Raw genomic sequence first — 24,730 nt, 5'->3', positions numbered from 1 at the left:
TTGCGCCCGGAACGATGCAATTGACGGAGGAACCGCGCATGTCCATCGCAAAAGGCGACAAGCTGCCCGAAGGCAAGCTGCTGAAACTGGGCGCCAATGGCCCCGAGGAAGTGGCCGCCGCCGACCTGGCCCAGGGCCTCGTGGCGATCTTTGCCGTGCCGGGCGCCTATACGCCGACCTGCACCAACGCCCATATGCCCAGCTTCGTGAAAAGCGCCGGCAATTTCCGCGACAAGGGCGTCTCGCGCCTGGTCTGCATCACGGTGAACGACCCCTTCGTGGCCGGCAAATGGGCCGCGGATACCGGCGCGACCGATGCCGGAATCGAGGTGCTGGCCGATGCCGACGGCAGCTTCACCAAGGCGCTGGGGATGAACATCCAGGGTGCAGGCTGGATCAACGGCCGCTCGAAACGCTATGCCATGCTGGTCAACGACGGCACGATCGAAGAGCTTCAGGTCGAAGAAGCGCCCAGCGCCTGCTCGGTTTCCTCGGGCGAATCACTGCTGGAACTGGTCTGAGGCGCCAGGCGGAACAGCGCCGTGAACTGCTGCGCGGCGCTGCGGTCGCCGCGCAGCCCGATCAGCCCGGCCGAGGCCAGCGCCACCGGCCCCGGCCCATAGACCGCCGCCGCCAGCGCATTGCCCGAACCCTCCAGCACGAAATCCGCCGCCGGCACCCGCGCCGCCCGGACCAGCGGCAACCCGTCCGCCGAAAGCGCGACCTCGAACCCCTCCTTGCCCGAGACGAAGCCGGCGCGCAGCGGTGATCCGGCAGCAGCCGCGCTGTCCACCGTGGCCGAGATCGAGATCATCAGCGCGGAAATGCTGATGAATTTGCGCGGATCGTGCCCCGGCATCACCAGCGCCCAGCGGCACAGCTCGCGCAGCAGCGGATGCAGCGCCCGGCCGGCCTCGGTCAGCGCATAGACCCCCAGCACATCGTCATGCGCCACCACCCCCGCCTGCACCAGCTGGTTCAGGCGCTGGGTCAGCACGCTGGCCGTGACGCCGGGCAGCCCGGCGCGGATCATCTGGAACCGCTTGGGTGCGAACATCAGTTCGCGCACCACCAGCAGCGCCCAGCGGTCGCCGATGAAATTCAACGCATGGGCGCCAAGGCACCCTTCCTCGTAGCGCAGTCGCGAGATCTTGCCAGTGTTAGTCATGTTTCAATATTAACAGTTGCTTTTTAATACTGCAACTGCCAACCTGCGACTCATTGGCGCATCTTGCGCCCGATGAGGAGGAAGAGAGATGACCTACTACTCCGGTTTCCTGCTGCCGGTTCCGACGGCGAACAAGCAGAAATACATCGACATGGCCCAGGGGGCCTGGTCCATGTTCAAGCGCTATGGCGCGCTGCGCATGGTAGAGGCCTGGGGCGTGGACGTGCCCCGCGGCAAGGTCAACGATTTCTACATGTCCACCCAGGCCAAGGACGACGAGACCGTGGTGTTTTCCTGGATCGAATGGCCGGACAAGGCGACCGCGGATGCGGGCTTTGAAAAGATGATGGCCGACCCCGAGATGCAGGGGCCGCCCGAGATGCCCTTCGACGGCATGCGGATGATGTGGGGCGGCTTCGAGCCCATCGTGGACGAGAAAGCCTGAGGGGGCAGCCATGTATCACGGCAAACCCTGCTGGTTCGAGCTCTCCGCCGCCAGGGGCGGGCTCGACGCGGCCGAAAGCTTCTATGGCAAGGTCTTCGGCTGGACCATCGCGGACTCGGGGATGGAAGGCTTTACCTATCGCCTGGCCAGCCATGGCGGCGACATGGTCGCCGGGCTGATGGAAATGCCCGAGGATTGCGCCGAGGTGCCGCCCTTTTGGATGGTCTATTTCGACGTGGACGATGCCGATGCCACCGCGGCCAAGATCAAGGCCCTGGGCGGCTCGGTGTTCCGCGAGCCGGCCGACATTCCCGGTACCGGTCGCTATGCCGTCGTCACCGACCCGCAGGGCGCCACCTTCGGCATCCTGCAACCGGCGCCGATGGACCCGCAGCCTCCGGTCGAATCCGGGGCCTGGAACCAGGGCAAGGAAAGCCACGGCAACTGGATCGAGCTGATGTCCACCGATCCCGGCGCGGGCTTGGACTTCTATGCCGAGCTGTTCGGCTGGACCAAGTCCACCGCCATGGACATGGGCGAGATGGGCACCTACCAGCTGTTTTCCTGGCAGGGCACCGATATCGGCGGCATGATGGGGCTGGGCAATGCGCCGGTGCCGTGCTGGCTGCCCTATTTCGGCGTGAACGGCGTCGATGCCGCCATCGCCCGCATCCGCGAGGGGGGCGGCGAGGTGCTGCACGGGCCGATGGAGGTGCCGGGTCCGGCCTTCATCGCGGTGGCGCGCGACCCGCAGGGCGCGCATTTCGCCGTGGTCGGGCCCAAGGACGAAATGTCATGATCCGCGCATCCCTGATCGCGCTCGCCCTCTGGGCCGCACCCGCTGCGGCCCAGGAGGTGACGCCGGAGAGCATCCCCCGCGGCCAGCAGGACTATCACGCCGCAGCCGCCGGGGCCTATCGCCTGGACCCGACGCATTCGGCGGTGCAGGCCCGCGTGCCGCATATGGGCTTTTCGGTCAGCGTCTTCCGCTTCGGCACCGTCTCGGGCCAGCTCGACTGGAACCCGGACGACCCGGCGCAAAGCCGGCTGGAAGCCGAGGTCGAGATCGCCTCGGTCATGACCCCGGTCCAGGGCTTTGCCGAGATCCTGACCGGCCCGGACTATCTGGACAGCGCGACGAACCCCACCGCACGCTTCATCGCCGACAGCTTCAGCGCGGAGAGCCCGACCAAGGGCAAGGTCTCGGGCCAGCTGACGCTGCTGGGCAAGACCCAGCCCGCGACATTCGAGGTGACGCTGATCGGCGCGGGCAAGGGCTATACCGGCGACGAATCCGGCAACCCGATCATCCGCGACCTGATCGGGCTGCATGCCCGGACCGATATCGACCCGCAGGCCCATGGCATGAACGAATTCTTCACCGATCCGATCACCATCGAAATCGACGCCGAGTTCGCCCGGCAGGAGTAAGCCATGACATTCGTGATCACCACCTATGACTGGGTGTCGCCCTTTGCCGTCGGCTATGTCCGCGACCTGCGCATCCGCTGGGCCTGCGAGGAAGCCGGCCTGCCCTATCAGATCGAGACCACCAGCGTACGCGAAAAGACCCCGCAGCATTTCGCCCGCCAGCCCTTCGGGCAGGTGCCGATCCTGCGCGACGGCGAACTGTCGCTGTTCGAGAGCGGCGCGATCCTGCTTTACCTGGGCGAACGCTCCGAGGCGCTGATGCCGCGCGAGGCCGCCGCGCGGGCCGAAACGCAGCAATGGCTGGTCGCCGCGCTCAACAGCCTTGAACCGGCGGTGATGGCCATGGCGCTGGCGCGGATCTTCGACCAGGATGCAAGGGCCGAGGAACTGGCCCTGCCCCGCCTGCACGAGCGTCTGGGGCAGCTGGTCCCGGTACTGGAAGGGCGGGACTTCATCGCCGCCGGCCGCTTCACCGTCGCCGACCTCCTGCTGGCCGATGTGCTGCGCGTGGTGGACAGCGTGGGCGAACTGGCGGCCCATCCGGTGCTTTCCGCCTACATGAACCGCATCACCGCCCGCCCGGCCTTCCAGCGCGCCCATGCCGCGCAGGTCGCGCATTTCGCGCAGGCCGCGTGATGCTGACGCTCTATGGCCACCCGCTGTCCTCCTATACGCAGAAGGTGCTGATCGCACTTTACGAACTGGGGACGGATTTCGAGTTTCGCCATATCGACCTGGGCGACGAGGGCGACCGGGCGCTGATGCGGTCGGTCGAGCCGATGGGCCGGATGCCGGCGCTGCGCGAGGGCGATCTGGTGCTGTCGCAAAGCTCGCTGATGATCGAATGGCTGGACCGGCACCATCCCGGACCGCAGCGCCTGCTGGACCCCGACCCCGACGCCTCGCTGCCGGCGCGGCAATGGGACCGCTTCCTGGATTTCCAGGTCATGCAGATGATGCAGCAGATCGTCGATGCCCGCATCTTCATGGCCGAGGGGGCCGAGGAACGGGTCGCGCCCTTCGCCCGCGGCAAGCTGGACCTGGCCTATGCCGCGCTCGACCGCCATCTGGACGGGCGCGACTGGATCGCGGGCGGCTTCGGCCTGGCCGATTGCGCCGCCATGCCGGCGCTGTTCTATGCCGGCGCCATCCATCCCTTCGCGGATCATCCGCGCCTGACCGGGTATTTCGAGCGGCTGGTGGCGCGGCCCTCGGTCCAGCGGGTGATCGAGGGCGCGCGGCCCTTCTATGGCTGGTTCCCGTTCAAGGACGGGATCGCGGCGCGGTTTCTCTAGCGCCTCTTGGCCTTTCGCCGTGGTTTCGCTATCCCCTTTTCGATTCGAGGGGTAAGCGACATGGCCATGGACAAGAATTTCGACGCCGGAACCGCCGAGGCGCGGATCGCGCGGGAATGGGCGGCAAGCAATGCCTTCGCCGCGGGCGCCAATGCGAAGCCGGGGGCGGAAAGCTTCTCGGTGGTGATCCCGCCCCCGAACGTGACCGGCAGCCTGCATATCGGCCACGCGCTGAACAACACGCTGCAGGACATCCTGGTGCGGTGGCACCGGATGCGCGGCTTTGACACGCTCTGGCAGCCGGGCCAGGACCATGCCGGCATCGCCACGCAGATGGTGGTCGAGCGCCGCATGGCCGAGCGGCAGGAGCCGAACCGCCGCGACATCGGGCGCGAGACCTTCCTGCAGAAGGTCTGGGCCTGGAAGCAGGAATCCGGCCATACCATCATCGAGCAGCTGAAACGCCTGGGCGCTTCCTGCGACTGGTCCAGGAATGCCTTCACCATGTCCGGCGCCCCCGGCGCCCCCGCGGGCGAAGAGGGCAATTTCCACGATGCCGTCATCAAGGTCTTCGTGGACATGTATGAGAAGGGCCTGATCTATCGCGGCAAGCGGCTGGTCAACTGGGATCCGCATTTCGAGACCGCGATTTCCGACCTCGAGGTCGAGAACCGCGAGGTTCCCGGCCATATGTGGCATTTCAAATATCCGCTGGCCGGCGGCGAGACCTATGAATACGTGGAACGCGACGCCGACGGCAACGTCACCCTGCGCGAGATGCGGGACTATATCAGCATCGCCACCACCCGGCCCGAAACCATGCTGGGCGACGGCGCGGTCGCGGTGCATCCGGACGACGCCCGCTATGCCCCCATCGTCGGCAAGCTTTGCGAGATCCCGGTCGGACCCAAGGAACACCGCCGCCTGATCCCCATCATCACCGATGAATATCCCGACCCGGATTTCGGCTCGGGCGCGGTCAAGATCACCGGCGCGCATGACTTCAACGACTATGCCGTGGCCATGCGCAACGGCATCCCGCTTTACGTGCTGATGGACGGCAAGGGGCGGATGCGCGCCGACGGGCTGAGCTACGAGGAAAGCGCCGAGATCGCTACCCGCGCCGCCAAGGGCGAGGACGTGGGCGACGTCTCGAACGTGAACCTGGTGCCCGAGGAATTGCGCGGCCTCGACCGCTACGAGGCGCGGGCCCGCGTGATCGAGGCGATCACCGAGGAAGGGCTGGCCGTCACCTATCTGCACAAGTCCATCGACAAGGAGACCGGCGCCGAGCATCTGGAGCGCCGGCCGCTGGTCGATGCCAAGCCGATCATGCAGCCCTTCGGCGACCGCTCGGGCGTGGTCATCGAGCCGATGCTGACCGACCAGTGGTTCGTGGACACCGCCAAGATCGTCGGCCCGGCGCTGGAGGCGGTGCGCTCGGGCCAGACCCGCATCCTGCCCGAGCAGCATGAAAAGGTCTATTTCCACTGGCTGGAGAATATCGAGCCCTGGACCATCAGCCGCCAGCTGTGGTGGGGCCACCAGATCCCGGTCTGGTACGGGCTCGACCTGCGGCTGGAAGGCCAGGTCGAGGACGACCATGACGGCGTGCTGGACGAGGTCGAGATCTTCGCCCTGCTGGAAGAAGGCCTGGTGCATCGCGACGAGATCCACCACGCCGCCCCGAGCTTTGCCGAGGTGGTCGAGAAGTTCCGCGATGCCATCGCCGAACTGCCGGTGCCGCTGGAAATGGCCCGCGTCATCGAGGTCGCCGATCGCGAGGCCGCCATCGACGCCTTTGCCCAGGGGCTGGCCGATTACAACCTGACCCAGGATCCGACCAAGCTGGTCTATCCGGTCTGGCGCGACGCGGATGTTCTGGACACCTGGTTTTCCTCGGGGCTCTGGCCCATCGGCACGCTGGGCTGGCCCGAGGATACGGCCGAGCTGCGCCAGTATTTCCCGACATCGGTGCTGGTGACGGGCTTCGACATCATCTTCTTCTGGGTGGCCCGGATGATGATGATGCAGCTGGCCGTGGTCGGGCAGGTGCCGTTCCGCACTGTCTATGTGCATGGGCTGGTGCGCGACGAAAAGGGCGCCAAGATGTCGAAGTCGAAAGGCAACGTCATCGACCCGCTGACCCTGATCGACGAATATGGCGCCGACGCGCTGCGCTTTACCCTGACCAGCATGGCCGCCATGGGCCGCGACCCCAAGCTGGGGCCGAAGCATGTCGAGGCGAACCGCAATTTCGTCACCAAGATCTGGAACGCCACCCGCTTTGCCGAGATGAACGGCGTGCGCGGCGGCGGGGCGCGGCCCCAGCCGCAACATGTGGTGAACCGCTGGATCATCGGCGAGGTCGCCCGCATCCGGCAGGCCACCGACGAGGCGCTGGAATCGTTCCGCTTCAACGACGCCGCGACCGGGCTTTACGCCTTCGTCTGGGGCAAGGTCTGCGACTGGTATGTCGAGTTCTCCAAGCCGCTGTTCGACGGCGCGTATCGCGAGGAGACCCAGGCCACCATGGGCTGGGTGCTGGACCAGTGCTACACGATGCTGCACCCGATCATGCCCTTCGTCACCGAGGAGCTTTGGGCGCTGACCGGGGATCGCCAGCGGATGCTGGTGCATGGCGACTGGCCGGAATACGGGCCCGAGCTGATCGACGCCGAGGCCGACCGGCAGATGAACTGGGTGATCCAGCTCATCGAGGCCATCCGCTCGGCCCGCGCCCAGATCGGCGTGCCGGCCGGCGCCCGTCCCGACCTGATCGTAACCGAGGCCGACGATGCGGCGCGGGCGGCGCTGGCCGCCAACGCGCCGCTGATCGAGCGGCTGGCACGGGTGAATGCGCCTGTCGAGGGCACCATGGGGCCGGGCATGATCTCGGTCGCGGCGCTGGGGGCGAGCTTCGCGCTGCCGGTGGGCGAGATGATCGACGTCGGTGCCGAGACGGCGCGGCTGGAAAAGGCGGCGGCCAAGGCCGAGAAGGATGCCTCGGGCCTGCGCGGGCGGCTGGGCAACCCGCGCTTTGTCGAGAATGCCGAGCCCGAGGTGATCGAGGAGACGCGCGAGAAGCTTGCCGCGCTGGAGGACGATCTGGCCCGCATCCGCGCGGCCCTGGCGCAGCTGGCGGCGATGTGACCCCCGGCTTTTGCGCCGTGCCGGTGGCGCGGTCGCAAGGGTATTTGGGGAACGAAGAAGATCAGGGCCGCTTGGACAGGGCGGCCTTGATGCTTTCGGCAATCATCGCCGGGACTTGCGGGGCAAGGCCCACCGGGGGCAGGACGAGGCCCTGGAAGCCGGCCTGGGAAAGCGCCGCGGGCAGGTCGTCGGTGACGTGCTCGGCCTGGGTGGCAAAGAGCGGCAGGCAGATCGCGCGTTCGGGCAGGTCGCGCGCGGCATCGGCGATGAAGGGGGCTTCCTCGATGAAGCCGCAGGTCGCGGCGGCGGCATACGGGGCGAGGCCGGCGGCGATCCGGCGCGCCGCCTCGGAGGGCGCGCGCGAGCGGCCGGAGCCGTGGGCGGCGACCAGCAGCCGGGTTCCAGCAAGGGGCCAGCCCTGCGTCTCGGCCGCCTGGGCGATCAGGGCGAGGCAAAGCGCAGGCAGGCCGGGGTCGCTGCCGAAGGGCGGCAGGATGCGAGCCTTGGGCGCGCCGGCCAGTGCCAGGCGGCGGGGCAATTCGCTGCGAGTGAACCAGCCCGTCGCCATGAACAGCGGATAGATCAGCGTTTCGTCATCGGCCCGATCCAGCGCGCCGGGCATGGCCAGCGTCGCGCCCCGGACGCAGGCCTGCGGCACCAGCGGCGCGACACGGGCGGCCAGCGCCTCGATGGCCCGTTGCTGCGGAGCGGGGTCGCCGGGCTGGCCATGGGCGACGATGAGGACGTTACGCACGGAAGGCGGCGGCAAAGGGCTCGGGGATGGCGAATGCCTCCAGCGCCCGGGCACGGGCCATGGCCGACATCTTGCGCGCGGTCTTTTCCACGATGCGCTGCAGCTCGTCCGGGTCGCGGCCTTCGGCGAAGGGCCCCATATACCAGCGGATGAAGGTGAAGCAGGCGACGTCTTCCAGCGCCTGCACCTCGCCGTCGCGCTTGATGCCCTGCTTGGTCAGCATCTTCTCGGCGGCAGCGATGTCCTCGTCGCCATAGCCGGCCTCGCGCATGATGCCGGCGATGCGGGCGGCGTGGCGGCGGCCCTGTTCGGTGCGCCAGGCCAGGTAGCCGGCGCGGTCCATCGGATAGGCGTCGCGCGGCAGTTTCCACCGTTCGACATGCTGGCCGCGGCAGGCAACGCGCAGGGGCTCGGAGGCGTCCGGGTAAAGCGCCTGCTGCTCGGCCGTCATGCGCTGGCCATAGAGCAGCGCCTCGGGCCGGCCCTCGGGGTCGAGATGCGGGTCGGCGGCATTGGCCTTGTCGATGGCGTCGAAAGCTTTCTGAAGGCGGGTCATGCGGTCCTCTTTTTGCGCCATCATGCCGCAGCGGCGCGCGGCGTCAACGCGGATTGCCGTCGCGCGGGCGCGAAGCTAGGCTTTCGGCATGGAATGGGGCGAATTCACCTTGGCGCTGGCGGCCTTCCTGGGCTCGCATGTCATCCCTGCGCGGCTGCGCGGGCCGCTGGTCGCAAGCCTGGGCAAGCGCGGCTATATCGCCGGCTACAGCCTGCTGTCTCTGGCGCTGCTTTACTGGCTGATCCTGGCGGCGGGCCGGGCGCCCTTTGTCGAGATCTGGCCGCAGGAACCCTGGATGCGCTGGCTGGTCAACCTGGCCATGCCGGTCGCCGTGGCCATGGCGCTCGTGGGGGGCATGGCGGGGCTGATGGGCGGATTTGTCCTGTGGGGCGCGGCGCATCTGCTGGCCAATGGCGACCTGGCGCATGTCGTACTGTTCGGGCTCTTGCTGGCCTATGCGCTGTTCGGCCTGGCGATCAGCCTGCGGCAGGGCGTGGCGCTGCGCCTGACCTGGCCGCGCCTGGCCCTGGCGGCGCTGGCCTGGGCGGCGCTGCTGTATCTGCACCTGCCGGTGATCGGCGTCAGCCCCCTGCCCTGAGCTTGGGCCGGAAGCCGGGAGGAATGCGGTCGCGGCGCTCCAGCATCAGGTCGGCCAGCATCGCGGCGACGGCCGGCGCCATGGCCAGGCCGATCTTGAAGCCGCCATTGGCGACGTAATGGCCCGGTCGCCCCGGCCAGGGCCCGACCAGGGGCGCGCGCGACCCGGCGCGGGGCCGGATGCCGGCCCAGCGGTCGATCACCGGGGCATCCGCCAGCGCCGGGCACAGCGCGCGCGCCTTGTCGATCACCGCCTCGAGCTGTTCGTCCGTCCGCCGGTCCAGCACGTCGCGTTCGGTGGTCGAGCCGATCGCCACCGTTCCATCGGCATGGGGAATGACATGGATCCCGTCGGCAAAGACCTGCGGCTGGTCGCGCAGGTCCAGCGCCAGCAGCGCCGACTGCCCCTTGACGCCATTGCCGCCAAAGGGTGCCAGCCCCGCCGCCCCGGTGGCCCAGATCGCCGGAGCGTCCGGCGGCGCGGCCTGGCCCTCGACGATCTCGCCGCCCTGGGCACGGATCGCGGCGGCCAGCGCCGCCCCGGCACGGCGCGGGCTGATCCGTGCCGTCAGCCGGTCCACCAGCCACAGCCCCGAGGGCGAGACCGGGACCAGCGCCCCCTGCGGCCGGTCGGTCAGCTCCATCCCCGCCCATTCCGGCCAATAGGCGCGGGCGGCCTTGATCCGCTCGGCCATGCGCGCCTCGGCACCCTGGGCCACGGGCTGAATGCGGCCGGTGCGGGCATAGCCGGGATCGACGCCGCCCGCCGTTCCGACTTCGGCCCACCAATCCGCCGCCTCGATCAGCGCATCCAGCTGCACCTGCTTCTTGTCGTTCCAGTTCTCGGGCGCATGCGGGGCCAGCGCACCGACATGGCCGCCCGAGGCGCCGGCGCCGATCCGCGCCGCCTCGAACAAGCGCACCTTGCGGCCGCGCCGCACCAGTTCCCATGCGCAGGCCAGGCCGAAAATGCCGCCGCCCGCCACCGTGATTTCCCTTGCCATCCGGTCCCTTTCGCCGCATCTGCCCTGCAAGAAGGAGTTAGCGCGAATGCAGCCATCCGACCAGAGCAGCGCCGACCTGGACTGGCGCGAGGGCGCGGTCCCCGTCTCGCGCCGTTTCGACGATCCCTATTTCAGCCTGAACGGCGGGCTGGACGAGACGCGCCACGTCTTCCTGGCCGGCAACGACCTGCCCCAGCGGCTGCGCCCCGGCTTCCATGTCGCGGAACTGGGCTTCGGCACCGGGCTGAACCTGCTGGCGCTGGCGCAACTCGCCACGGTGCCGATCCGCTTTACCAGTTTCGAGGCCTTCCCGATGAGCGTGGGCGAACTGGTCCGCGCCCATGCCGCCTTTCCCGAACTGGCGCCGCTGGCGCGCCAGTTGCGCGACCATTGGCCGCAGCCGCGCTTTACCCTGGGCACCGTCGCGGTCGAGATCATCAAGGCCGATGCCCGCGAGGCGCTGCCCGGCTGGGACGGCCGCGCCGATGCCTGGTTCCTCGACGGCTTCTCGCCGGCCAAGAACCCCGAGCTTTGGGGCGAGGCGCTGATGGCCGAGGTGGCGGCCCATACCGCGCCGGGCGGCACATTCGCGACCTATACCGCGGCCGGCCATGTGCGCCGGGCGCTGGCGGCGGCGGGCTTTGCGGTCAGCCGCACCCCCGGATTCGCCGGCAAGCGCCACATGAGCCGCGGCCGGCTCTAGCGCCGCACCCGCGGGATGCGCGAGGGGGCATAGGTCGGGGCATGCGGCGGCCGGCCATGGGTGCGGCGCCAGAAGCCCGGCCCGCCCCGGCGCAGGAAGACCGGCACCGCCAGCACGATCCCGGCCAGGAAACCGGCGGCATGGGCGACATAGGCCACGCCGTCATCGACCACGGTGGCGCTCGACAAAAGCTGGATGCCGAACCAGGCCAGCAGCAACACCCAGGCCGGCATGGTAAAGCGGCGGATGATGACGATGATGATCGCGATCACGTCGACGCGGGCGCGCGGGAACATCAGCAGGTATCCCCCCATCACCCCGGCGATGGCCCCCGAGGCGCCGACCATGGGAATGTCGCCCATCGGATCGGCGGCGATCTGCCCCGCCGCCGCCGCCAGCCCGCAGGCAAGATAGAAGGCCAGAAAGCCGAAACGGCCCATCTGGTCCTCCAGATTGTCGCCAAACACCCACAGGAACAGCATGTTGCCGGCGATATGCATGATCCCGGCATGCAGGAACATATGCGTCACCAGCCCCCACAGCCACTCGCCTTGCGCGATGGCGGCGGGATAAAGCGCCAACCGGTACCACAGCCCGACCTGCCCGCCCGCCCAGGGCATGGTGATCAGGAACATCGCCACGTTGAGAAGGATCAGCGCATGGGTGACATAGGGCGTGCGCGCCGAGGGGTTATGGTCGCGGATCGGGAACATGCCCGCAGCCTGAAGCATCGCGGTGGTGCACGCAAGCGGCCCTGTTCGGATGGCCGGACCGCGTATAGCATCGGCTGCGAATCGCATCGAGGAGGGGCCGATGACCAGCCTGACCGACCGCAGGAACGCCGCCATCTCGCGCGGGGTGGGCATGACCACGCAAATCTATGCCGAGCGCGCCGAGAATGCCGAGATCTGGGACAAGGACGGCAACCGCTATATCGACTTCGCCGCCGGCATCGCCGTGGTCAATACCGGCCACCGCCACCCGCGGGTCGTCGAGGCGGTCAAGGCCCAGCTCGACCGCTTCACCCATACCTGCCACCAGGTCGTGCCCTATGAGAATTACGTCGCCCTGGCCGAGCGGCTGAACCGGCTCGTCCCCGGCGACGGCCCGAAAAAGACCGCCTTCTACACCACCGGCGCCGAGGCGGTCGAGAATGCGGTCAAGATCGCCCGCCACCATACCGGCCGCGCCGGGGTGGTGGCCTTCGCCGGCGGCTTCCACGGCCGCACCTTCCTGGGCATGTCGCTGACCGGCAAGGTCCAGCCCTACAAGGCCGGGTTCGGGCCGATGATGAACGACATCTGGCACCTGCCCTTCCCCAACCCGCTGCACGGCGTCACGGCCGAGGAGGCGCTGGCGGCGCTGGACCGGCTGTTCAAGGCCGATATCGACCCCTCGCGCGTCGCCGCGATCATCGTCGAGCCGGTGCAGGGCGAGGGCGGCTTCTACGAGGCGCCGGCGGGCTTCATCCAGCGCCTGCGGCAGATCTGCGACCAGTATTCGATCCTGCTGATCGCCGACGAGGTGCAGACCGGCTTCGCCCGCACCGGCAAGCTGTTCGCGATGGAACACCACGGCACCGCCGCCGACATCACCACCATGGCCAAGGGGCTGGGCGGCGGGCTGCCGATCAGCGCCGTCACCGGCCGCGCCGATGTCATGGACAGCCCCGCGCCGGGAGGCCTGGGCGGCACCTATGCCGGCAACCCGCTGGCCGTCGCCGCCGCCCATGCGGTGCTGGACGTGATCGAGGACGAGGGGCTCTGCGACCGCGCCACCCGGCTTGGCCAGCGGCTGAAGCAGCGCCTGGCCGGCATCGCCGAAACCGTGCCGGAAATCGTCGACATCCGCGGCCCCGGCTTCATGAACGCCGTCGAGTTCAACATCGCCAGCACCGACAGGCCCAGCCCGGATTTCGCCAACCGCGTCCGCGAAGAGGCGCTCGCCCGCAAGCTGATCCTGCTGACCTGCGGCGTGCATGGCAACGTGATCCGCTTCCTCGCACCGCTGACCATCCCCGACGCGGTCTTCGACGAGGCGCTGGACATTCTCGAGGACTCGATCCGCGCCGCCCGCGGCTGATCGCGCGCTTTCACCGTTTCGCAAATACCCCTGCGGCAGCGCCCCTGGGGAGCGTCGCTTGGGTGCTTGGAAAACGGAAACAGCCGCAAAACCGGGCCGGGCAGCGGCGCACGCCTTGTTTCCGTTTCTTAGATACCCGCGCGCGGGCGCGGCTGGGCGCTCAGCCCAAGGCCTTGGAGCCCATGGCCAGGAACTTCTGTCGCCGGTCCTTGACCAGTTCGGCGGGCTTCCTGCCGGCCAGTTCGCCCAGCATGACGGCGATCGCCTCGCCCACCGCCGCAATGGTCTCGGCCGGGGCACGCTGCGCGCCGCCCACCGGCTCGGCGATGATCCGGTCGATCACCTCCAGCTTCTTCAGATCCTGCGCCGTCAGCTTCAGCGCATGCGCCGCCTCGCGCATCTTCTCGGCATCCTTCCACAGGATCGAGGCGCAGCCCTCGGGCGAGATCACCGAATAGATCGAATGCTCCAGCATGGCGATGCGGTTCGCCGTGGCAAAGGCCACCGCCCCGCCCGAGCCGCCCTCGCCGATGATGACCGAGACCAGCGGCACGCCGATCTGCAGGCATTTCTCGGTCGCTCGGGCGATGGCCTCGCTTTGCCCGCGTTCCTCGGCACCCTTGCCGGGATAGGCGCCGGGCGTGTCGACCAGGGTGATCACCGGCAGGCGGAAGCGGTCGGCCATGTCCATCAGCCGGATCGCCTTGCGATAGCCCTCGGGCCGGGCCATGCCGAAATTGTGAAAGATGCGCGACTTGGTGTCATTGCCCTTTTCATGGCCGATGACCACGCAGGGCTGGTCCTTGAACCGCGCGAGCCCGCCCATGACCGCGTGATCCTCGCCAAAGGCGCGGTCGCCGGCCAAGGGCGTGTATTCGGTGAAAAGCGCGTCGATGTAATCGCGGCAATGCGGCCGCTCCGGGTGACGGGCGACCTGCGTCTTGCGCCAGGGATCGAGCTGCTTGTAGAGGTCGCGCAGCATCTCCTCGGCCTTGCGGTCCAGCGCCGCCGCCTCCTTCTCCAGATCGACGCCTTCGCCCTTTCGGGCCAGTGCCCGCAGTTCCTCGGCCTTGCCCTCAAGATCGGCAAGGGGCTTTTCGAACTCCAGGTAAGTCATGCAGGGCTCCGCGCTGTCATCCGGTCGTCTGGTCCGCGCCCTATATGATCGCCGCGGGACGGGATTGCAACGTCAGCCTTGCCACCGCGACAGCGCGTCCTCGTCCTCGGCACGGGCCTCGACCCAGGCGCCGGGGCCGTCGGGGCCGATCTCGCGCTTCCAGAAGGGGGCGCGGGATTTCAGCCAGTCCATCAGGTATTCCGCCGCCTGGAAGGCCGCAACGCGGTGGCGGGCGGCGGTGGCGACCATCATGATCGGCTCGCCCGCCGCCAGCCGGCCATGGCGGTGCAGGATGCGCCAGTCGTCCAGCGCAAAGCGCCGCGCCGCCTCCTCGCCATAGGCTTGCAGCGCCTTCTCGGTCATGCCGGGGTAATGCTCGATCTCCAGCGCCACCAGCCGGCCGCCCTCGTCGCGCACCAGGCCGGTGAAGGTGACGACCGCGCCGGACCCCGCGCCGAAACCCGCCAGTTCGGCGCCCAGGTCGAAAGGCGCGCTCTGGACCCGGGCCGACATCTCAGCCCCCGGTCATCGGCGGGAAGAAGGCAACCTCGCGCGCCCCCGCCAGCGGCGCGTCCAGGTCGGCCAGTTCCTGGTCGACGGCCACGCGCACCGCCGACAGGTCGGCCAGCGCCGCCGCGTGCCATTCGTCCATGGCGGCAAGCTCGGCAACCAGCTCGCGCACGGTCGCGGCCCCGGTCTCGATCCGCTCGCGCGGCTGGCCGATGCGTTCGCGCAGCCAGGCGAAATACAGCACGTCAAGCGCCATGGTCATCCCTCAGGAAGGGCCGGGCCTTGGCGAAATAGTCCCAGCCGGTGATCGCGGTCAGCACCGCGGCGATCCAGATCAGCGCCAGCCCGGCCTGCGTTGCCAGGTCCGACCAGCTGTCGGACCAGGGCAGGCTGGTCTCGCCCACCAGCGGCGGGTGGCCGGTTTCATAATAGTTCAGCCCGGTGCCCAGGAAAAGCACGGCGATGGCCACCATCTGCGCCGTGGTCTTCCACTTGGCAAGCTTCGTGACCTTCAGCAACCGGGCCTTGTCGCCCAGGAATTCGCGCAGGCCCGAAACGAAGACCTCGCGGAACAGGATCACCGTCGCGGGCAGGATCAGCCAGGGGTTCATGCCGGAATAGCCGGTGATCACCACCACGGCGATGATGACCATGGCCTTGTCGGCGATCGGGTCCATGGCGGCGCCGAAGCGGCTTTCCTGGCCCCAGGCGCGGGCCAGGTAGCCGTCGAACCAATCGGTCACGGCCGCGATCAGGAACAGCGCCAGCGCCGCGAAATCGGCGAATGGCCGGCTGAGGAAAAAGAACATCAGCGGAACCAGCGGCGCGGCCGCAAGTCGCAGAACGGTCAGGATATTGGGCAAGGTCCAGCGCATGGGGGCAATCTAGGCTTTCGGCGCGGCGGGGGGAAGAGGCCCCGAGGCCATCGGCCGCATCCCCGCGTCACGCCGGATGCCCCTGCCCCCCTGCGCCATGGTCATGGGCGCAGAGCGCATGGTTGCCCAGGACCTCGATCACCCGGCAATCGGCGATGGTGCCGCAGGCGCAATGCGCCAGCATGCGCTGCAATTCGTCGCGCAGCGCGCCCAGCCGGGCGATCCTGGCCTCGACCGCCGCCAGCTGGCGCCGGGCGATCTGGTCGGCGGCGGTGCAGGGCTGGCCGGGATGGTCCGACAGGCTCAGCAGTTCGCGGATCGCCTCCAGCGGAAAGCCCAGGTCGCGGGCATGGCGGATGAAGGCCAGCCGCTCTTGCGCCTTGGGCGTGTAAAGCCGCTGGTTGCCCGCCGTGCGCTCGGGCGGGGGCAAAAGGCCGATCTGCTCGTAATAGCGGATCGTGGGCACCTTGACGCCGGTGGCCTTGGCCAGCTTGCCGATGGCGATCATGAAAAAACCCCCTTGAAGCTATAGTCGCTAGAGGAATTAGGGTTCCGAATCATCGAAAGGCAACACCCCGCGCAGCGGCGCGGGCAGAAGAAGGATGATGGGTATGGAACAGGCACAGCGGCGCGAATGGACGGTGACGGGCATGGATTGCGCCTCGTGCAGCGCCAAGGTCATGCGCGCGGTCGAGCGGCTGCCCGGCGTCAGCGAGGTCAGCGTCGCCCTGATGGCCGAGCGGCTGGCGCTGACCCTGACGCCCGGTACCACAGCCGAAGCCGAGATCGAGGGGGTGGTGCGCAAGCTGGGCTACAACATCGCGCCCAAGGGGCCAGGGGCGCCCGGCCCGGCGCTGCCGGATGCGCCCGCCGCGGCATCGCACCCCGGCGTCCCCGTCCGCCCGGATCGCGGCGAAAGCTGGCACCGGACCGGCAAGGGCCGGCTGGTGATCCTGACCGGCCTGCTGCTGGCGGTCGCCTGGGGCCTTGAACTGCTGGCCCCGGCGGCGGCCGGCCAATGGGCTTTCCTGGCCGCCTGCCTGATCGGCGTTGCCCCGGTGACGCGCCGCGCCCTTGCCGCGTTGCGCATGGGCCAGCCCTTCACCATCGAGGCGCTGATGACCATTGCGGCCCTTGGCGCGCTGGTGATCGGCGCGGCACAGGAAGCCGCGCTGGTGGTGTTCCTGTTCGCCCTGGGCGAGCTGCTGGAGGGCGTCGCCGCCGGCAAGGCGCGCGACGGCATCCGGGCGCTGGCCGACCTGGTGCCGCGAACCGCGCTGCTGGAAATCGACGGCGGCGGCACCCGCGAAATTCCCGCCGACCGGCTGGCGATCGGCCAGGTCGTTCTGGTCCGGCCTGGCGACCGCATCCCCGCCGATGGCGAGATCGTCGCCGGCATCAGCGGCCTGGACGAAAGCCCCGTGACCGGCGAAAGCCTGCCCCGCAGCCGCGGGCCGGGCGAGCCGGTCCTTGCCGGCTCGATCAATACCGAGGCGGCGCTGCGCATCCGCGTCACCCGCGCGCCCTCGGACAACACCATCGCCCGCATCATCCGCCTGGTCGAGCAGGCCGAGGAATCCCGCGCCCCGACCGAGCGGTTCATCGACCGCTTCAGCCGCTGGTACATGCCCGCCGTGGTGGCGGCCGCCGCGCTGGCCATGCTGGTCCCGCCGCTGGGCTTCGGCGCCGATTGGGACACCTGGATCTATCGCGGGCTGGCGCTGCTGCTGATCGGCTGCCCCTGCGCGCTGGTGATCTCGGTCCCGGCCTCGATCGCCTCGGCGCTGTCCTCGGGCGCGCGGCGCGGCCTGCTGATGAAGGGCGGCGCGGTGATCGAGGCGGCGGCCCATGTCCGGCACCTGGCCTTTGACAAGACCGGCACGCTGACCCTGGGCCGGCCGGCGGTGGTGCGCATCCTGCCCGCCCCCGGCGTGACCGAGGCCGCGCTGCTGGCCGCCGCCGCCGGGGTCGAAGCCGGCTCCAGCCACCCGCTGGCCCAGGCCATCCTGCGCCGGGCGGCCGAGGCGGGGATCGCGCCGCTGCCTGCCCATGCCGCCCGCGCCCTGCCCGGCCAGGGGGTCGAGGCCATGCTGGGCCAGACCCGCGCCTGGGTCGCCGCGCCCCGGCATGCCGCGGCGATGGGCGGGCTGCGTGACGCGTCCGAAGCCGAAGGGATGGAGGCCCAGGGCATGACCGTGGTGGCCGTCTTCGACCAGCACCGGCCGCTGGGCCTGATCGCCCTGCGCGACGAGCCGCGCCCCGATGCCGCCGAGGCGCTGCGGCAGCTGAAGGCCATGGGGATCGAGGCGACCATGCTGACCGGCGACAATCCCCGCACCGCCCAGGCCATCGCCGGCGCGCTGGGGCTCGGCTTCCGGGCCGGGATGCTGCCCGCCGACAAGCTGGAAGCGATCCGCGACATGGCCGCGCAGGGGGGCGTGATGATGATCGGCGACGGCATCAACGACGCCCCGGCCCTGAAGCAGGCCAGCGTCGGCGTCGCCATGGGCTCGGGCACCGACGTGGCGCTGGAGACGGCGGATGCTGCGATCCTGCGCGACCGGGTGACGGATGTGCCGGCGCTGATCCGTCTGGCGCGGACCACGATGGCCAATATCCGCCAGAACATCGCCATCGCGCTGGGGCTGAAGGCGGTGTTTCTGGTCACATCGGTCCTGGGCATCACCGGGCTGTGGATCGCGATCCTGGCCGATACCGGCGCGACGGTGCTGGTGACGCTGAACGCGCTGCGCCTGCTGGGCCACGATCCCGGCAAGGCGGGCTGAGGCCGACGCGCCGGAGGGGCGGGCCGCTTGGCGATCCGCCCGAGGGCCAAGCGCCGTGCCGCCAGCCCGGATATCCGGGCCGCAGCGGAGTTCGATTGCTAGGGCGGTTGCACAAAGGGGGGCGCCCGTTCTCCCCGGACTGTCAAGCCGGACGATTGCCGTATCTTCGTTCGACGCGTCATGGGTGCCCGAAGCCGGACCGGCAATGCGATGGCCCGCTTGGCGCCGCCAAAGGCGGCGGGCCGCGCGCCGGGCGGCCTAGCCGATCCGGCGCTGAACTGATGCCCACCGCTTCGGCTTCCCGAACGGGCAAGAAGGCTTCTAGACGCGCCACGAATCTGACATCTCGATCCGGTGCGCGTCCGGGCTACACGGGTCGCTGAACACCCAGCGAAATCCAGCGGCATCTTTTTTCCGGCTGTCGAGGCCAGCCTGGGGTGACGCGCGGCGGCATCCGCCCAAGCGGCTGATATTTCATCGAAATGTGCGAGAGAATTGGTGGAGCCGAGGGGAATCGAACCCCTGGCCTCATCATTGCGAACGATGCGCTCTACCAACTGAGCTACGGCCCCATCGGCGTGCTATCTCGCCCAAGCGCCGGGGCTTGTCAAGGCCGCTTTCGCGGCTTTTCGCAAGCCCCCGCAAAGACCCCCGCCCGAACAGGGCGGGGCAGGTGCATCACTCGGCCGCCTCGGCATAATCCGCAACCGGCGGGCAGGTGCATACCAGGTTGCGATCGCCATAGGCATTGTCCACCCGCCCGACCGGAGGCCAGTATTTGTCCACCCGGAAGGCGCCCGGCGGGAAGCAGCCCTGCTCGCGCGAATAGGCGCGGTCCCAGTCGGCGACCAGATCCTCGACCGTATGCGGCGCGTGGCGCAGCGGGCTAGCCTCGGCGCCGATCCGGCCCTCGGCGATCTCGGTGATCTCGTCGCGGATGGCCAGGAAGGCGGTGATCAGACGGTCGATCTCGGCCTTGGTCTCCGATTCGGTCGGCTCGACCATCAGCGTGCCGGCGACCGGCCAGCTCATCGTCGGCGCGTGGAAACCGTTGTCGATCAGCCGCTTGGCGATGTCGTCCACGGTCACGCCATGCTCTTGGAAAGGCCGCATGTCCAGGATGCATTCATGCGCCACCCGGCCGCGATTGCCCATGAACAGCACCGGATAGGCGCCGGCCAGACGGCTGGCAACATAGTTCGCGTTCAGGATCGCGACCCGCGTCGCCTGGGTCAGCCCCGCGCCGCCCATCATCAGGATATAGGCCCAGGAGATCAGCAGGATCGAGGCCGAGCCCCAGGGCGCCGCCGAGACCGCGCCCGACCCCGTCCGCGGGTCGGCGGGCAGGAAGGGCGCCAGATGCGCCTTGACCCCGATCGGCCCCATGCCGGGACCGCCGCCGCCATGCGGGATGGCAAAGGTCTTGTGCAGGTTCAGGTGGCTGACATCGCCGCCGATCTCTCCGGGCTTCACCAGGCCGACCAGCGCATTCATGTTGGCGCCGTCGATATAGACTTGGCCGCCATGCTCATGGGTGATGCGGCAGACCTCGCGCAGGGTGTCCTCGAAGACGCCATGGGTCGAGGGATAGGTGATCATCACCGCCGCCAGCCGGTTGCCGGCCTTCGCGGCCTTGTCGGCGAAATCCTCCAGGTCGATATCGCCGTTCGGGGCCGATTTCACCACCACGACCTTCATCCCCGCCATCTGCGCGCTGGCCGGGTTGGTGCCATGCGCGGAAACCGGGATCAGGCAGATATCGCGATCCTCGCCGCGCGCCTTGTGATAGGCGGCGATGGTCAGCAGGCCGGCATATTCCCCCTGCGCGCCGCTGTTCGGCTGCAGCGAGAACGCGTCATAGCCGGTGATCTGGCACAGCTTCTCGGTCAGGTCGGCAAAGACCTCGTGATAGCCGGCGGCCTGGTCCTCGGGCGCAAAGGGATGCAGCGCGCCGAACTCGGGCCAGGTGATCGGCATCATCTCGGCCGCCGCGTTCAGCTTCATGGTGCAGCTGCCCAGCGGGATCATCGCCCGGTCCAGCGCCAGGTCGCGGTCCGACAGGCGGCGCATATAGCGCATCATCTCGGATTCCGCCCGGTTCATGTGAAAGACCGGGTGGGTCAGGTAGTCGCTTTCGCGGATCAGCGCCTCGGGGATCGCCGGCGCCTGGGCCGGCGCGGCCGGATCGCTGATGCCGAAAGCGTCCAGCACCCGCGCGATCACGCCCGCATCCGTGGTCTCGTCGACCGAGATCCCGACCCGGTCGCGCCCGACCTGGCGCAGGTTGATGCCGCGATGCCGGGCGGCGGCCAGGATCCCCGCCTGCCCCACGCCCACCCGCACGGTGATGGTGTCGAAGAATGCCTCGGGCTGGACCTCGGCCCCGGCGGCGCGCAGGGCATCGGCCAGCGTCACCGCGTTCAGATGCACCCGCTGGGCAATGGCGCGCAGGCCCACCGGGCCGTGGAACACGGCGTAGAAGCTGGCCATCACCGCCAGCAGCGCCTGGGCGGTGCAGACATTCGAGGTCGCCTTCTCGCGCCGGATATGCTGCTCGCGGGTCTGCAGCGACAGGCGATAGGCACGGTTGCCCTTGGCATCGATGGACACGCCGACGATGCGGCCGGGCATGGCGCGCTTCATCTCGTCGCGGCAGGCCATGAAGCCGGCATGCGGCCCGCCATACCCCATCGGCACGCCGAACCGCTGGGCCGAGCCCACGGCGATGTCCGCTCCCATCGCCCCCGGCTCCTTCAGCACGCAAAGCGCCAAAAGGTCGGTGGCCATGATCGCCACCGCGCCCGCCGCATGCAGCGCGGCGATCTCGGCGGTATAGTCCCGGACCTCGCCGAAGGTGCCCGGATACTGGAAGATGGCGCCGAAGACCTGCGAGGGGTCGCAGCTGCTACCGCGGATGATCTCGATGCCCAGGGGCGCGGCGCGGGTCTCGATCACGGCAACGGTCTGCGGATGCAGGTTCTCGCTGACGAAGAAGGCGCGGGCCTTGGACTTCGCCGCACGCTGCGCCATGGCCATGGCCTCGGCAGCGGCGGTCGCCTCGTCCAGCAGGCTGGCATTGGCCACCGGCAGCCCGGTCAGGTCCGCGACCATGGTCTGGAAGTTCAGCAGCGCCTCCAGCCGGCCCTGGGCGATCTCGGGCTGGTAGGGGGTATAGGCGGTATACCAGGCCGGGTTCTCCAGGATATTGCGCTGGATCGCCGGCGGGGTCACGGTGCCGTAATAGCCCTGCCCGATCAGGCTGGTCATCACCTTGTTCTTCGCCGCCACCTCGCGCATGCGCTGAAGCAGCGCCGCCTCGGACAGCGCCGGCCAGTCCAGGGCCTCGGCCTGCCGGATGCTCGCCGGCACGGTCTGGCCGATCAGCTCCTCCAGCGTCTCGGCGCCCACGACCTTCAGCATCGCCGCCATCTCGGCCGGAGAAGGCCCGATGTGACGGCGATTGGCGAAATCGTCGGGATTATAGTCGGTCGGGGTCCATTTACCCATCACTGGCCTCGATGCGTCAGAATGTTCACAAGCATTGCCTTCGGGATCGTACGGGCCGGGAACGCCCCGCCTTTCTCCGTTTTCCAAATACCCTCGGGGGGTCCGGGGGGCGAAGCGCCCCCGGCTTCCGCCGGGCCGCAAGGCCCGGCAGCTTCAGCCGATCAGCGCCTGGTAGCCCGCCTCGTCCAGGAAGCCGGACAGGTCGACCGAGGCCGGCTTGATGCGAAAGAACCAGGCCGCCATCGGATCCTCGTTCACCGCGCCGGGCGCATCGGGCAGCGCCTCGTTGACGGCGGTGATGACGCCGGCGACCGGGGCCACGATGTCCGAGGCCGCCTTGACCGATTCGATCACCACGATCTCCTCGCCCGCCTCGACCTCGCGGCCGACCTCGGGCAATTCGACGAAGACGACGTCGCCCAGCTGCTCGCTGGCATGCGCCGTGATGCCGACGACGATCTCGTCGCCGTCCTGTTTCAGCCATTCGTGGTCTTCGGTATATTTCAGCATGCCTGGCCTCTCAGCGCTTGTAGCTCGGTTTGTGGAAAGGAAGCGGAGTAATCGTCACCGGAATGCGCTTGCCGCGCAACTCGGCCCAAAGGGTCGCGCCGGGGACAAGCCCGGCGGGCAGGATCGCCATGGCGATCGGCCCGCCGACCGAGGGGCCGAAACCGCCCGAGCAGACCGTGCCGACCGCCGCGCCGCCCTCGGCCACGTCGAAGATCTCGACCCCCTCGCGGATGGGCGCACGACCCTCGGGGCGCAGGCCCATGCGGCCGCGGGCGGGGCCTTCGGCCAGTTCCTTCAGGATCGCCTCGGCGCCCGGGAAACCGCCCGCGCGCGCGCCGCCCGCACGGCGGACCTTGGGGATCGACCAGCCCAGCCCGGCCTCGCCCGGCAGGGTCGAGGCATCCATGTCATGGCCGTAAAGCGGCATCCCGGCCTCCAGCCGCAGGCTGTCGCGGGCGCCCAGCCCGATGGGCGCCACCTCGGGCTCGGCCAGCAGCGCCTCGGCGAAGGCGACCGTGCGATCTCCGGGCACGGAAATCTCGAACCCGTCCTCGCCGGTATAGCCCGAACGGCTGACCCAGAGCGTGGCGCCATGCCAGTCGAACTCGGCCACGTCCATGAAGCGCATCGCCGCCACGCCGGGCACCAGCCGCGCCAGCACCGCCTCGGCCTCGGGCCCCTGCAGCGCCAGCAGCCCGCGATCCGTCACCGGCTCGACCGAGATGCCGGCGGCTTCCAGCCGGCGCAGATGGGCGATGTCCTGCTCGGCGCAAGCGGCGTTCACCACCAGCAGCAGGTGGTCGCCCTTGTTGGCGATCATCAGGTCGTCGAGGATGCCGCCCGCGTCATTGGTGAACAGGCCGTAACGCTGCCGGCCCTCGGCCAGCCCGGTGATATCGGCGGGCACCAGCCTCTCCAGCGCCTCGGCCACGCCGGGGCCGCGCAGGATCACCTGGCCCATGTGGCTGACGTCGAACAGGCCGGCATGGGCGCGGGTATGCAGGTGCTCGTTCAGCACGCCCATCGGATATTGCACCGGCATTTCCCAGCCGGCAAAGGGCACCATCTTCGCGCCGCGCGAAAGGTGCAGGTCGTATAGCATCGTGCGCCGAAGCTCGGCCATGGGCATCCCCTGTCTTGCGGACGGACCGATCCCGCCCGGTTAGATGCCCCCTCTGTCCCTACCCCGAAACGGGGGCGCCTGAGATCGTTATCCCTTCGGCGGGCGGCATCTGCCGCCTCTCTCCAGAGCGTACATTGGAAAACGGTCCCTTTGCCTGAGAGATTCCCGGGGCGGTTGCTCCTTCGGCCCTGGCATTTCGCCAATGTCTCCCGATTTCCGACCTTCGTCGTATCCGGGCGGCAGGATTCTGGCAAGAGCCTTCTGTCGCCCGGTTTTTCAGACCGTGACGTTCAGCGCGCCCCCGTCCAGCAGGATGTTCTGCCCGACCATGAACCGCGCCTGCTGGCTGCACAGGAAGGCGCAGGCGGCGCCGAAATCCTCGGGCCGGCCATAGCTGCGGGTCGGAATTGTCGCCTCGCGCCGGCGCCGGGCCTCGTCCAGGTCGATGCCCTCGGCCCTGGCCACGCCCGAATCGAGGCTCACGGCGCGGTCGGTGGCATGGATGCCCGGCAGCAGGTTGTTCACCACCACGCCATGCGGCGCCACCTGCCGCGACATGCCGGCAACAAAGCCGGTCAGCCCGGCGCGGGCGGTGTTCGACAGGCCCAGCACCGCGATGGGCGAGCGCACCGATTGCGAGGTGATATTGACCACCCGGCCCCAGCCGCGCTCCATCATGCCGGGCACCAGCGCCTGCATCAGCGCGATGGCGGTCAGCATGTTGGCGTCGATGGCCTTGATGAAATCATCGCGCGACCAGTCGGTCCAGCTGCCGGGCGGCGGGCCGCCGGCATTGTTGACCAGGATGTCGGCCTGCCCGCCCAGGGCCTCCAGCACGGCGGCGCGGCCCGCCTCGGTGGTGATGTCGGCGGCGACCGGCGTGACCGAAACGCCGTGCCGCGCCGCGATCTCCTGCGCGGCGGCCTCCAGCGTCTCGGCGCCGCGGGCGTTGACGACCAGATCGACCCCGGCCTCGGCCAGGGCCTCGGCGCAGGCCCGGCCCAGCCCCTTCGACGCGGCGCAGACAAGGCCCCGCTTGCCCCTGATCCCCAGATCCATGGCTTCCCTCCTGTTCAGCTTGCCGCCAAGGAAGCGCGGGGCGCGCGGATTGTCC

25 protein-coding genes, 1 tRNA gene and 1 riboswitch are annotated in these 24,730 nt (G+C 69.2%); of the genes, 11 read left to right on the top strand and 15 right to left on the bottom strand.

Going from position 1 to position 24,730, the window contains the following annotated elements:
- Positions 1–38 precede the first annotated feature (38 nt).
- A complete protein-coding gene (locus tag ACNKFW_RS03350) occupies positions 39–521 on the top strand; it encodes a peroxiredoxin (RefSeq protein ID WP_024843557.1) in 483 nt (160 codons plus the stop codon).
- Here the strand turns inward: ACNKFW_RS03350 and ACNKFW_RS03345 are convergent.
- Positions 455–1,168, bottom strand: coding sequence for a winged helix-turn-helix transcriptional regulator (locus ACNKFW_RS03345; RefSeq protein WP_024843556.1), 714 nt, complete (start codon positions 1,166–1,168; stop codon positions 455–457). The genes ACNKFW_RS03350 and ACNKFW_RS03345 overlap by 67 nt on opposite strands.
- An 88-nt stretch (positions 1,169–1,256) precedes the next feature.
- Here ACNKFW_RS03345 and ACNKFW_RS03340 point away from each other — a divergent pair, with 88 nt between their 5' ends.
- Genes ACNKFW_RS03340 through ACNKFW_RS03315 form a run of 6 tightly spaced genes read left to right on the top strand, consistent with a single transcriptional unit; the run spans position 1,257 to position 7,492 of the window.
- Positions 1,257–1,613, top strand: a complete 357-nt coding sequence (locus ACNKFW_RS03340) for a DUF1428 domain-containing protein (protein WP_024843555.1) — start codon at positions 1,257–1,259, stop codon at positions 1,611–1,613.
- 10 nt (positions 1,614–1,623) lie between these two features.
- Positions 1,624–2,412, top strand: coding sequence for a VOC family protein (locus ACNKFW_RS03335; RefSeq protein ID WP_147427630.1), 789 nt, complete (start codon positions 1,624–1,626; stop codon positions 2,410–2,412).
- A complete protein-coding gene (locus ACNKFW_RS03330; protein WP_147427629.1) occupies positions 2,409–3,044 on the top strand; it encodes a YceI family protein in 636 nt (211 codons plus the stop codon). Before ACNKFW_RS03335 ends, ACNKFW_RS03330 begins: the two co-directional genes overlap by 4 nt.
- Before the next feature lie 3 nt (positions 3,045–3,047).
- Complete coding sequence (locus ACNKFW_RS03325) at positions 3,048–3,680, top strand: glutathione S-transferase family protein (RefSeq protein WP_147427628.1); 633 nt, start codon at positions 3,048–3,050, stop codon at positions 3,678–3,680.
- On the top strand, positions 3,680–4,339 hold the full coding sequence (locus ACNKFW_RS03320; RefSeq protein ID WP_208852068.1) for a glutathione S-transferase family protein: 660 nt from the start codon (positions 3,680–3,682) through the stop codon (positions 4,337–4,339). Before ACNKFW_RS03325 ends, ACNKFW_RS03320 begins: the two co-directional genes overlap by 1 nt.
- Before the next feature lie 60 nt (positions 4,340–4,399).
- Entirely contained in the window at positions 4,400–7,492 is a 3,093-nt protein-coding gene (locus tag ACNKFW_RS03315) for a valine--tRNA ligase (protein WP_147427626.1), read from the top strand.
- Between the two features lie 61 nt (positions 7,493–7,553).
- Here the strand turns inward: ACNKFW_RS03315 and ACNKFW_RS03310 are convergent, their stop codons facing one another.
- Both ACNKFW_RS03310 and ACNKFW_RS03305 read right to left on the bottom strand, forming a co-directional pair.
- Positions 7,554–8,246, bottom strand: coding sequence for a sirohydrochlorin chelatase (locus tag ACNKFW_RS03310; RefSeq protein WP_024843549.1), 693 nt, complete (start codon positions 8,244–8,246; stop codon positions 7,554–7,556).
- On the bottom strand, positions 8,239–8,802 hold the full coding sequence (locus tag ACNKFW_RS03305) for a DUF4202 domain-containing protein (protein ID WP_024843548.1): 564 nt from the start codon (positions 8,800–8,802) through the stop codon (positions 8,239–8,241). Before ACNKFW_RS03305 ends, ACNKFW_RS03310 begins: the two co-directional genes overlap by 8 nt.
- Before the next feature lie 88 nt (positions 8,803–8,890).
- On the opposite strand from ACNKFW_RS03305, the gene ACNKFW_RS03300 reads away from it, so the two are divergent.
- Positions 8,891–9,400, top strand: coding sequence for an NnrU family protein (locus ACNKFW_RS03300; protein ID WP_147427625.1), 510 nt, complete (start codon positions 8,891–8,893; stop codon positions 9,398–9,400).
- Here ACNKFW_RS03300 and ACNKFW_RS03295 read toward each other — a convergent pair.
- Positions 9,384–10,403, bottom strand: coding sequence for an NAD(P)/FAD-dependent oxidoreductase (locus tag ACNKFW_RS03295; RefSeq protein ID WP_024843546.1), 1,020 nt, complete (start codon positions 10,401–10,403; stop codon positions 9,384–9,386). The two genes, ACNKFW_RS03300 and ACNKFW_RS03295, sit on opposite strands and share 17 nt — an antisense overlap.
- Positions 10,404–10,449: 46 nt before the next feature.
- Here ACNKFW_RS03295 and mnmD point away from each other — a divergent pair, with 46 nt between their 5' ends.
- Complete coding sequence (gene mnmD, locus ACNKFW_RS03290) at positions 10,450–11,106, top strand: tRNA (5-methylaminomethyl-2-thiouridine)(34)-methyltransferase MnmD (RefSeq protein WP_024843545.1); 657 nt, start codon at positions 10,450–10,452, stop codon at positions 11,104–11,106.
- On the opposite strand, the gene ACNKFW_RS03285 is transcribed toward mnmD, so the two are convergent.
- Positions 11,103–11,819: a rhomboid family intramembrane serine protease gene (locus tag ACNKFW_RS03285; protein ID WP_024843544.1), complete on the bottom strand. Its 717-nt coding sequence runs from the start codon at positions 11,817–11,819 to the stop codon at positions 11,103–11,105. The genes mnmD and ACNKFW_RS03285 overlap by 4 nt on opposite strands.
- A 100-nt stretch (positions 11,820–11,919) precedes the next feature.
- Between ACNKFW_RS03285 and ACNKFW_RS03280 the strand changes: the two genes are divergently transcribed.
- Positions 11,920–13,188: a 4-aminobutyrate--2-oxoglutarate transaminase gene (locus ACNKFW_RS03280; protein ID WP_147427624.1), complete on the top strand. Its 1,269-nt coding sequence runs from the start codon at positions 11,920–11,922 to the stop codon at positions 13,186–13,188.
- Positions 13,189–13,348: 160 nt separating this feature from the next.
- On the opposite strand, the gene ACNKFW_RS03275 is transcribed toward ACNKFW_RS03280, so the two are convergent.
- The 5 genes from ACNKFW_RS03275 to ACNKFW_RS03255 all read right to left on the bottom strand — a co-directional run bounded on the left by ACNKFW_RS03275 (position 13,349) and on the right by ACNKFW_RS03255 (position 16,198).
- The gene (locus ACNKFW_RS03275; RefSeq protein ID WP_024843542.1) at positions 13,349–14,305 is read right to left on the bottom strand and encodes an acetyl-CoA carboxylase carboxyltransferase subunit alpha; all 957 of its coding nucleotides are present in this window, start codon (positions 14,303–14,305) and stop codon (positions 13,349–13,351) included.
- 72 nt (positions 14,306–14,377) lie between these two features.
- Positions 14,378–14,818 (bottom strand): molybdenum cofactor biosynthesis protein MoaE, encoded by a 441-nt coding sequence (locus ACNKFW_RS03270; RefSeq protein WP_024843541.1) that lies wholly within the window; start codon positions 14,816–14,818, stop codon positions 14,378–14,380.
- A gap of 1 nt (position 14,819) precedes the next feature.
- Positions 14,820–15,071 carry a molybdopterin converting factor subunit 1 gene (gene moaD / locus ACNKFW_RS03265; RefSeq protein WP_024843540.1) on the bottom strand — a complete coding sequence of 84 codons (252 nt, stop codon included), beginning with the start codon at positions 15,069–15,071 and terminating at the stop codon, positions 14,820–14,822.
- Positions 15,061–15,690: a CDP-diacylglycerol--glycerol-3-phosphate 3-phosphatidyltransferase gene (gene pgsA / locus ACNKFW_RS03260; protein ID WP_147427623.1), complete on the bottom strand. Its 630-nt coding sequence runs from the start codon at positions 15,688–15,690 to the stop codon at positions 15,061–15,063. Before pgsA ends, moaD begins: the two co-directional genes overlap by 11 nt.
- A 67-nt stretch (positions 15,691–15,757) precedes the next feature.
- Positions 15,758–16,198: a MerR family transcriptional regulator gene (locus ACNKFW_RS03255; protein ID WP_024843538.1), complete on the bottom strand. Its 441-nt coding sequence runs from the start codon at positions 16,196–16,198 to the stop codon at positions 15,758–15,760.
- A gap of 97 nt (positions 16,199–16,295) precedes the next feature.
- Here ACNKFW_RS03255 and ACNKFW_RS03250 point away from each other — a divergent pair, with 97 nt between their 5' ends.
- Positions 16,296–18,476: a heavy metal translocating P-type ATPase gene (locus ACNKFW_RS03250; RefSeq protein ID WP_028710085.1), complete on the top strand. Its 2,181-nt coding sequence runs from the start codon at positions 16,296–16,298 to the stop codon at positions 18,474–18,476.
- 496 nt (positions 18,477–18,972) lie between these two features.
- Here ACNKFW_RS03250 and ACNKFW_RS03245 read toward each other — a convergent pair.
- The 5 genes from ACNKFW_RS03245 to ACNKFW_RS03225 all read right to left on the bottom strand — a co-directional run bounded on the left by ACNKFW_RS03245 (position 18,973) and on the right by ACNKFW_RS03225 (position 24,675).
- Positions 18,973–19,048, bottom strand: a tRNA-Ala gene (locus tag ACNKFW_RS03245).
- Positions 19,049–19,154: 106 nt separating this feature from the next.
- The gene (gene gcvP, locus ACNKFW_RS03240; protein ID WP_147427610.1) at positions 19,155–21,983 is read right to left on the bottom strand and encodes an aminomethyl-transferring glycine dehydrogenase; all 2,829 of its coding nucleotides are present in this window, start codon (positions 21,981–21,983) and stop codon (positions 19,155–19,157) included.
- A gap of 153 nt (positions 21,984–22,136) precedes the next feature.
- The gene (gcvH, locus tag ACNKFW_RS03235) at positions 22,137–22,493 is read right to left on the bottom strand and encodes a glycine cleavage system protein GcvH (protein ID WP_081750479.1); all 357 of its coding nucleotides are present in this window, start codon (positions 22,491–22,493) and stop codon (positions 22,137–22,139) included.
- Between the two features lie 10 nt (positions 22,494–22,503).
- Positions 22,504–23,616: a glycine cleavage system aminomethyltransferase GcvT gene (gene gcvT, locus ACNKFW_RS03230; protein ID WP_147427609.1), complete on the bottom strand. Its 1,113-nt coding sequence runs from the start codon at positions 23,614–23,616 to the stop codon at positions 22,504–22,506.
- A gap of 132 nt (positions 23,617–23,748) precedes the next feature.
- Positions 23,749–23,838: riboswitch (glycine riboswitch) on the bottom strand.
- A gap of 54 nt (positions 23,839–23,892) precedes the next feature.
- Complete coding sequence (locus ACNKFW_RS03225; RefSeq protein WP_024843533.1) at positions 23,893–24,675, bottom strand: SDR family oxidoreductase; 783 nt, start codon at positions 24,673–24,675, stop codon at positions 23,893–23,895.
- Positions 24,676–24,730 lie beyond the last annotated feature (55 nt).

Origin of the sequence: Paracoccus sp. TD-10, from assembly GCF_048270675.1 — a bacterium.
Lineage (GTDB): Bacteria > Pseudomonadota > Alphaproteobacteria > Rhodobacterales > Rhodobacteraceae > Paracoccus > Paracoccus pantotrophus.
This window is presented reverse-complemented; position numbering and strand designations above follow the sequence as displayed.

Bases quoted from the DNA above. Each gene is read 5' to 3' on its own strand.
- ACNKFW_RS03300 (WP_147427625.1), top strand. From the start codon at position 8,891: ATGGAATGGGGCGAATTCACCTTGGCGCTGGCGGCCTTCCTGGGCTCG.
- ACNKFW_RS03270 (WP_024843541.1), bottom strand. From the start codon at position 14,818: ATGTCGGCCCGGGTCCAGAGCGCGCCTTTCGACCTGGGCGCCGAACTG.
- ACNKFW_RS03250 (WP_028710085.1), top strand. From the start codon at position 16,296: ATGGGTATGGAACAGGCACAGCGGCGCGAATGGACGGTGACGGGCATG.
- gcvH (WP_081750479.1), bottom strand. From the start codon at position 22,493: ATGCTGAAATATACCGAAGACCACGAATGGCTGAAACAGGACGGCGAC.
- ACNKFW_RS03305 (WP_024843548.1), bottom strand. From the start codon at position 8,802: ATGACCCGCCTTCAGAAAGCTTTCGACGCCATCGACAAGGCCAATGCC.
- ACNKFW_RS03345 (WP_024843556.1), bottom strand. From the start codon at position 1,168: ATGACTAACACTGGCAAGATCTCGCGACTGCGCTACGAGGAAGGGTGC.
- gcvP (WP_147427610.1), bottom strand. From the start codon at position 21,983: ATGGGTAAATGGACCCCGACCGACTATAATCCCGACGATTTCGCCAAT.
- ACNKFW_RS03280 (WP_147427624.1), top strand. From the start codon at position 11,920: ATGACCAGCCTGACCGACCGCAGGAACGCCGCCATCTCGCGCGGGGTG.
- pgsA (WP_147427623.1), bottom strand. From the start codon at position 15,690: ATGCGCTGGACCTTGCCCAATATCCTGACCGTTCTGCGACTTGCGGCC.
- ACNKFW_RS03295 (WP_024843546.1), bottom strand. From the start codon at position 10,403: ATGGCAAGGGAAATCACGGTGGCGGGCGGCGGCATTTTCGGCCTGGCC.
- ACNKFW_RS03320 (WP_208852068.1), top strand. From the start codon at position 3,680: ATGCTGACGCTCTATGGCCACCCGCTGTCCTCCTATACGCAGAAGGTG.
- ACNKFW_RS03330 (WP_147427629.1), top strand. From the start codon at position 2,409: ATGATCCGCGCATCCCTGATCGCGCTCGCCCTCTGGGCCGCACCCGCT.
- ACNKFW_RS03335 (WP_147427630.1), top strand. From the start codon at position 1,624: ATGTATCACGGCAAACCCTGCTGGTTCGAGCTCTCCGCCGCCAGGGGC.
- ACNKFW_RS03350 (WP_024843557.1), top strand. From the start codon at position 39: ATGTCCATCGCAAAAGGCGACAAGCTGCCCGAAGGCAAGCTGCTGAAA.
- ACNKFW_RS03225 (WP_024843533.1), bottom strand. From the start codon at position 24,675: ATGGATCTGGGGATCAGGGGCAAGCGGGGCCTTGTCTGCGCCGCGTCG.
- ACNKFW_RS03255 (WP_024843538.1), bottom strand. From the start codon at position 16,198: ATGATCGCCATCGGCAAGCTGGCCAAGGCCACCGGCGTCAAGGTGCCC.
- gcvT (WP_147427609.1), bottom strand. From the start codon at position 23,616: ATGGCCGAGCTTCGGCGCACGATGCTATACGACCTGCACCTTTCGCGC.
- ACNKFW_RS03325 (WP_147427628.1), top strand. From the start codon at position 3,048: ATGACATTCGTGATCACCACCTATGACTGGGTGTCGCCCTTTGCCGTC.
- ACNKFW_RS03315 (WP_147427626.1), top strand. From the start codon at position 4,400: ATGGCCATGGACAAGAATTTCGACGCCGGAACCGCCGAGGCGCGGATC.
- moaD (WP_024843540.1), bottom strand. From the start codon at position 15,071: ATGGCGCTTGACGTGCTGTATTTCGCCTGGCTGCGCGAACGCATCGGC.
- ACNKFW_RS03275 (WP_024843542.1), bottom strand. From the start codon at position 14,305: ATGACTTACCTGGAGTTCGAAAAGCCCCTTGCCGATCTTGAGGGCAAG.
- ACNKFW_RS03285 (WP_024843544.1), bottom strand. From the start codon at position 11,819: ATGTTCCCGATCCGCGACCATAACCCCTCGGCGCGCACGCCCTATGTC.
- mnmD (WP_024843545.1), top strand. From the start codon at position 10,450: ATGCAGCCATCCGACCAGAGCAGCGCCGACCTGGACTGGCGCGAGGGC.
- ACNKFW_RS03340 (WP_024843555.1), top strand. From the start codon at position 1,257: ATGACCTACTACTCCGGTTTCCTGCTGCCGGTTCCGACGGCGAACAAG.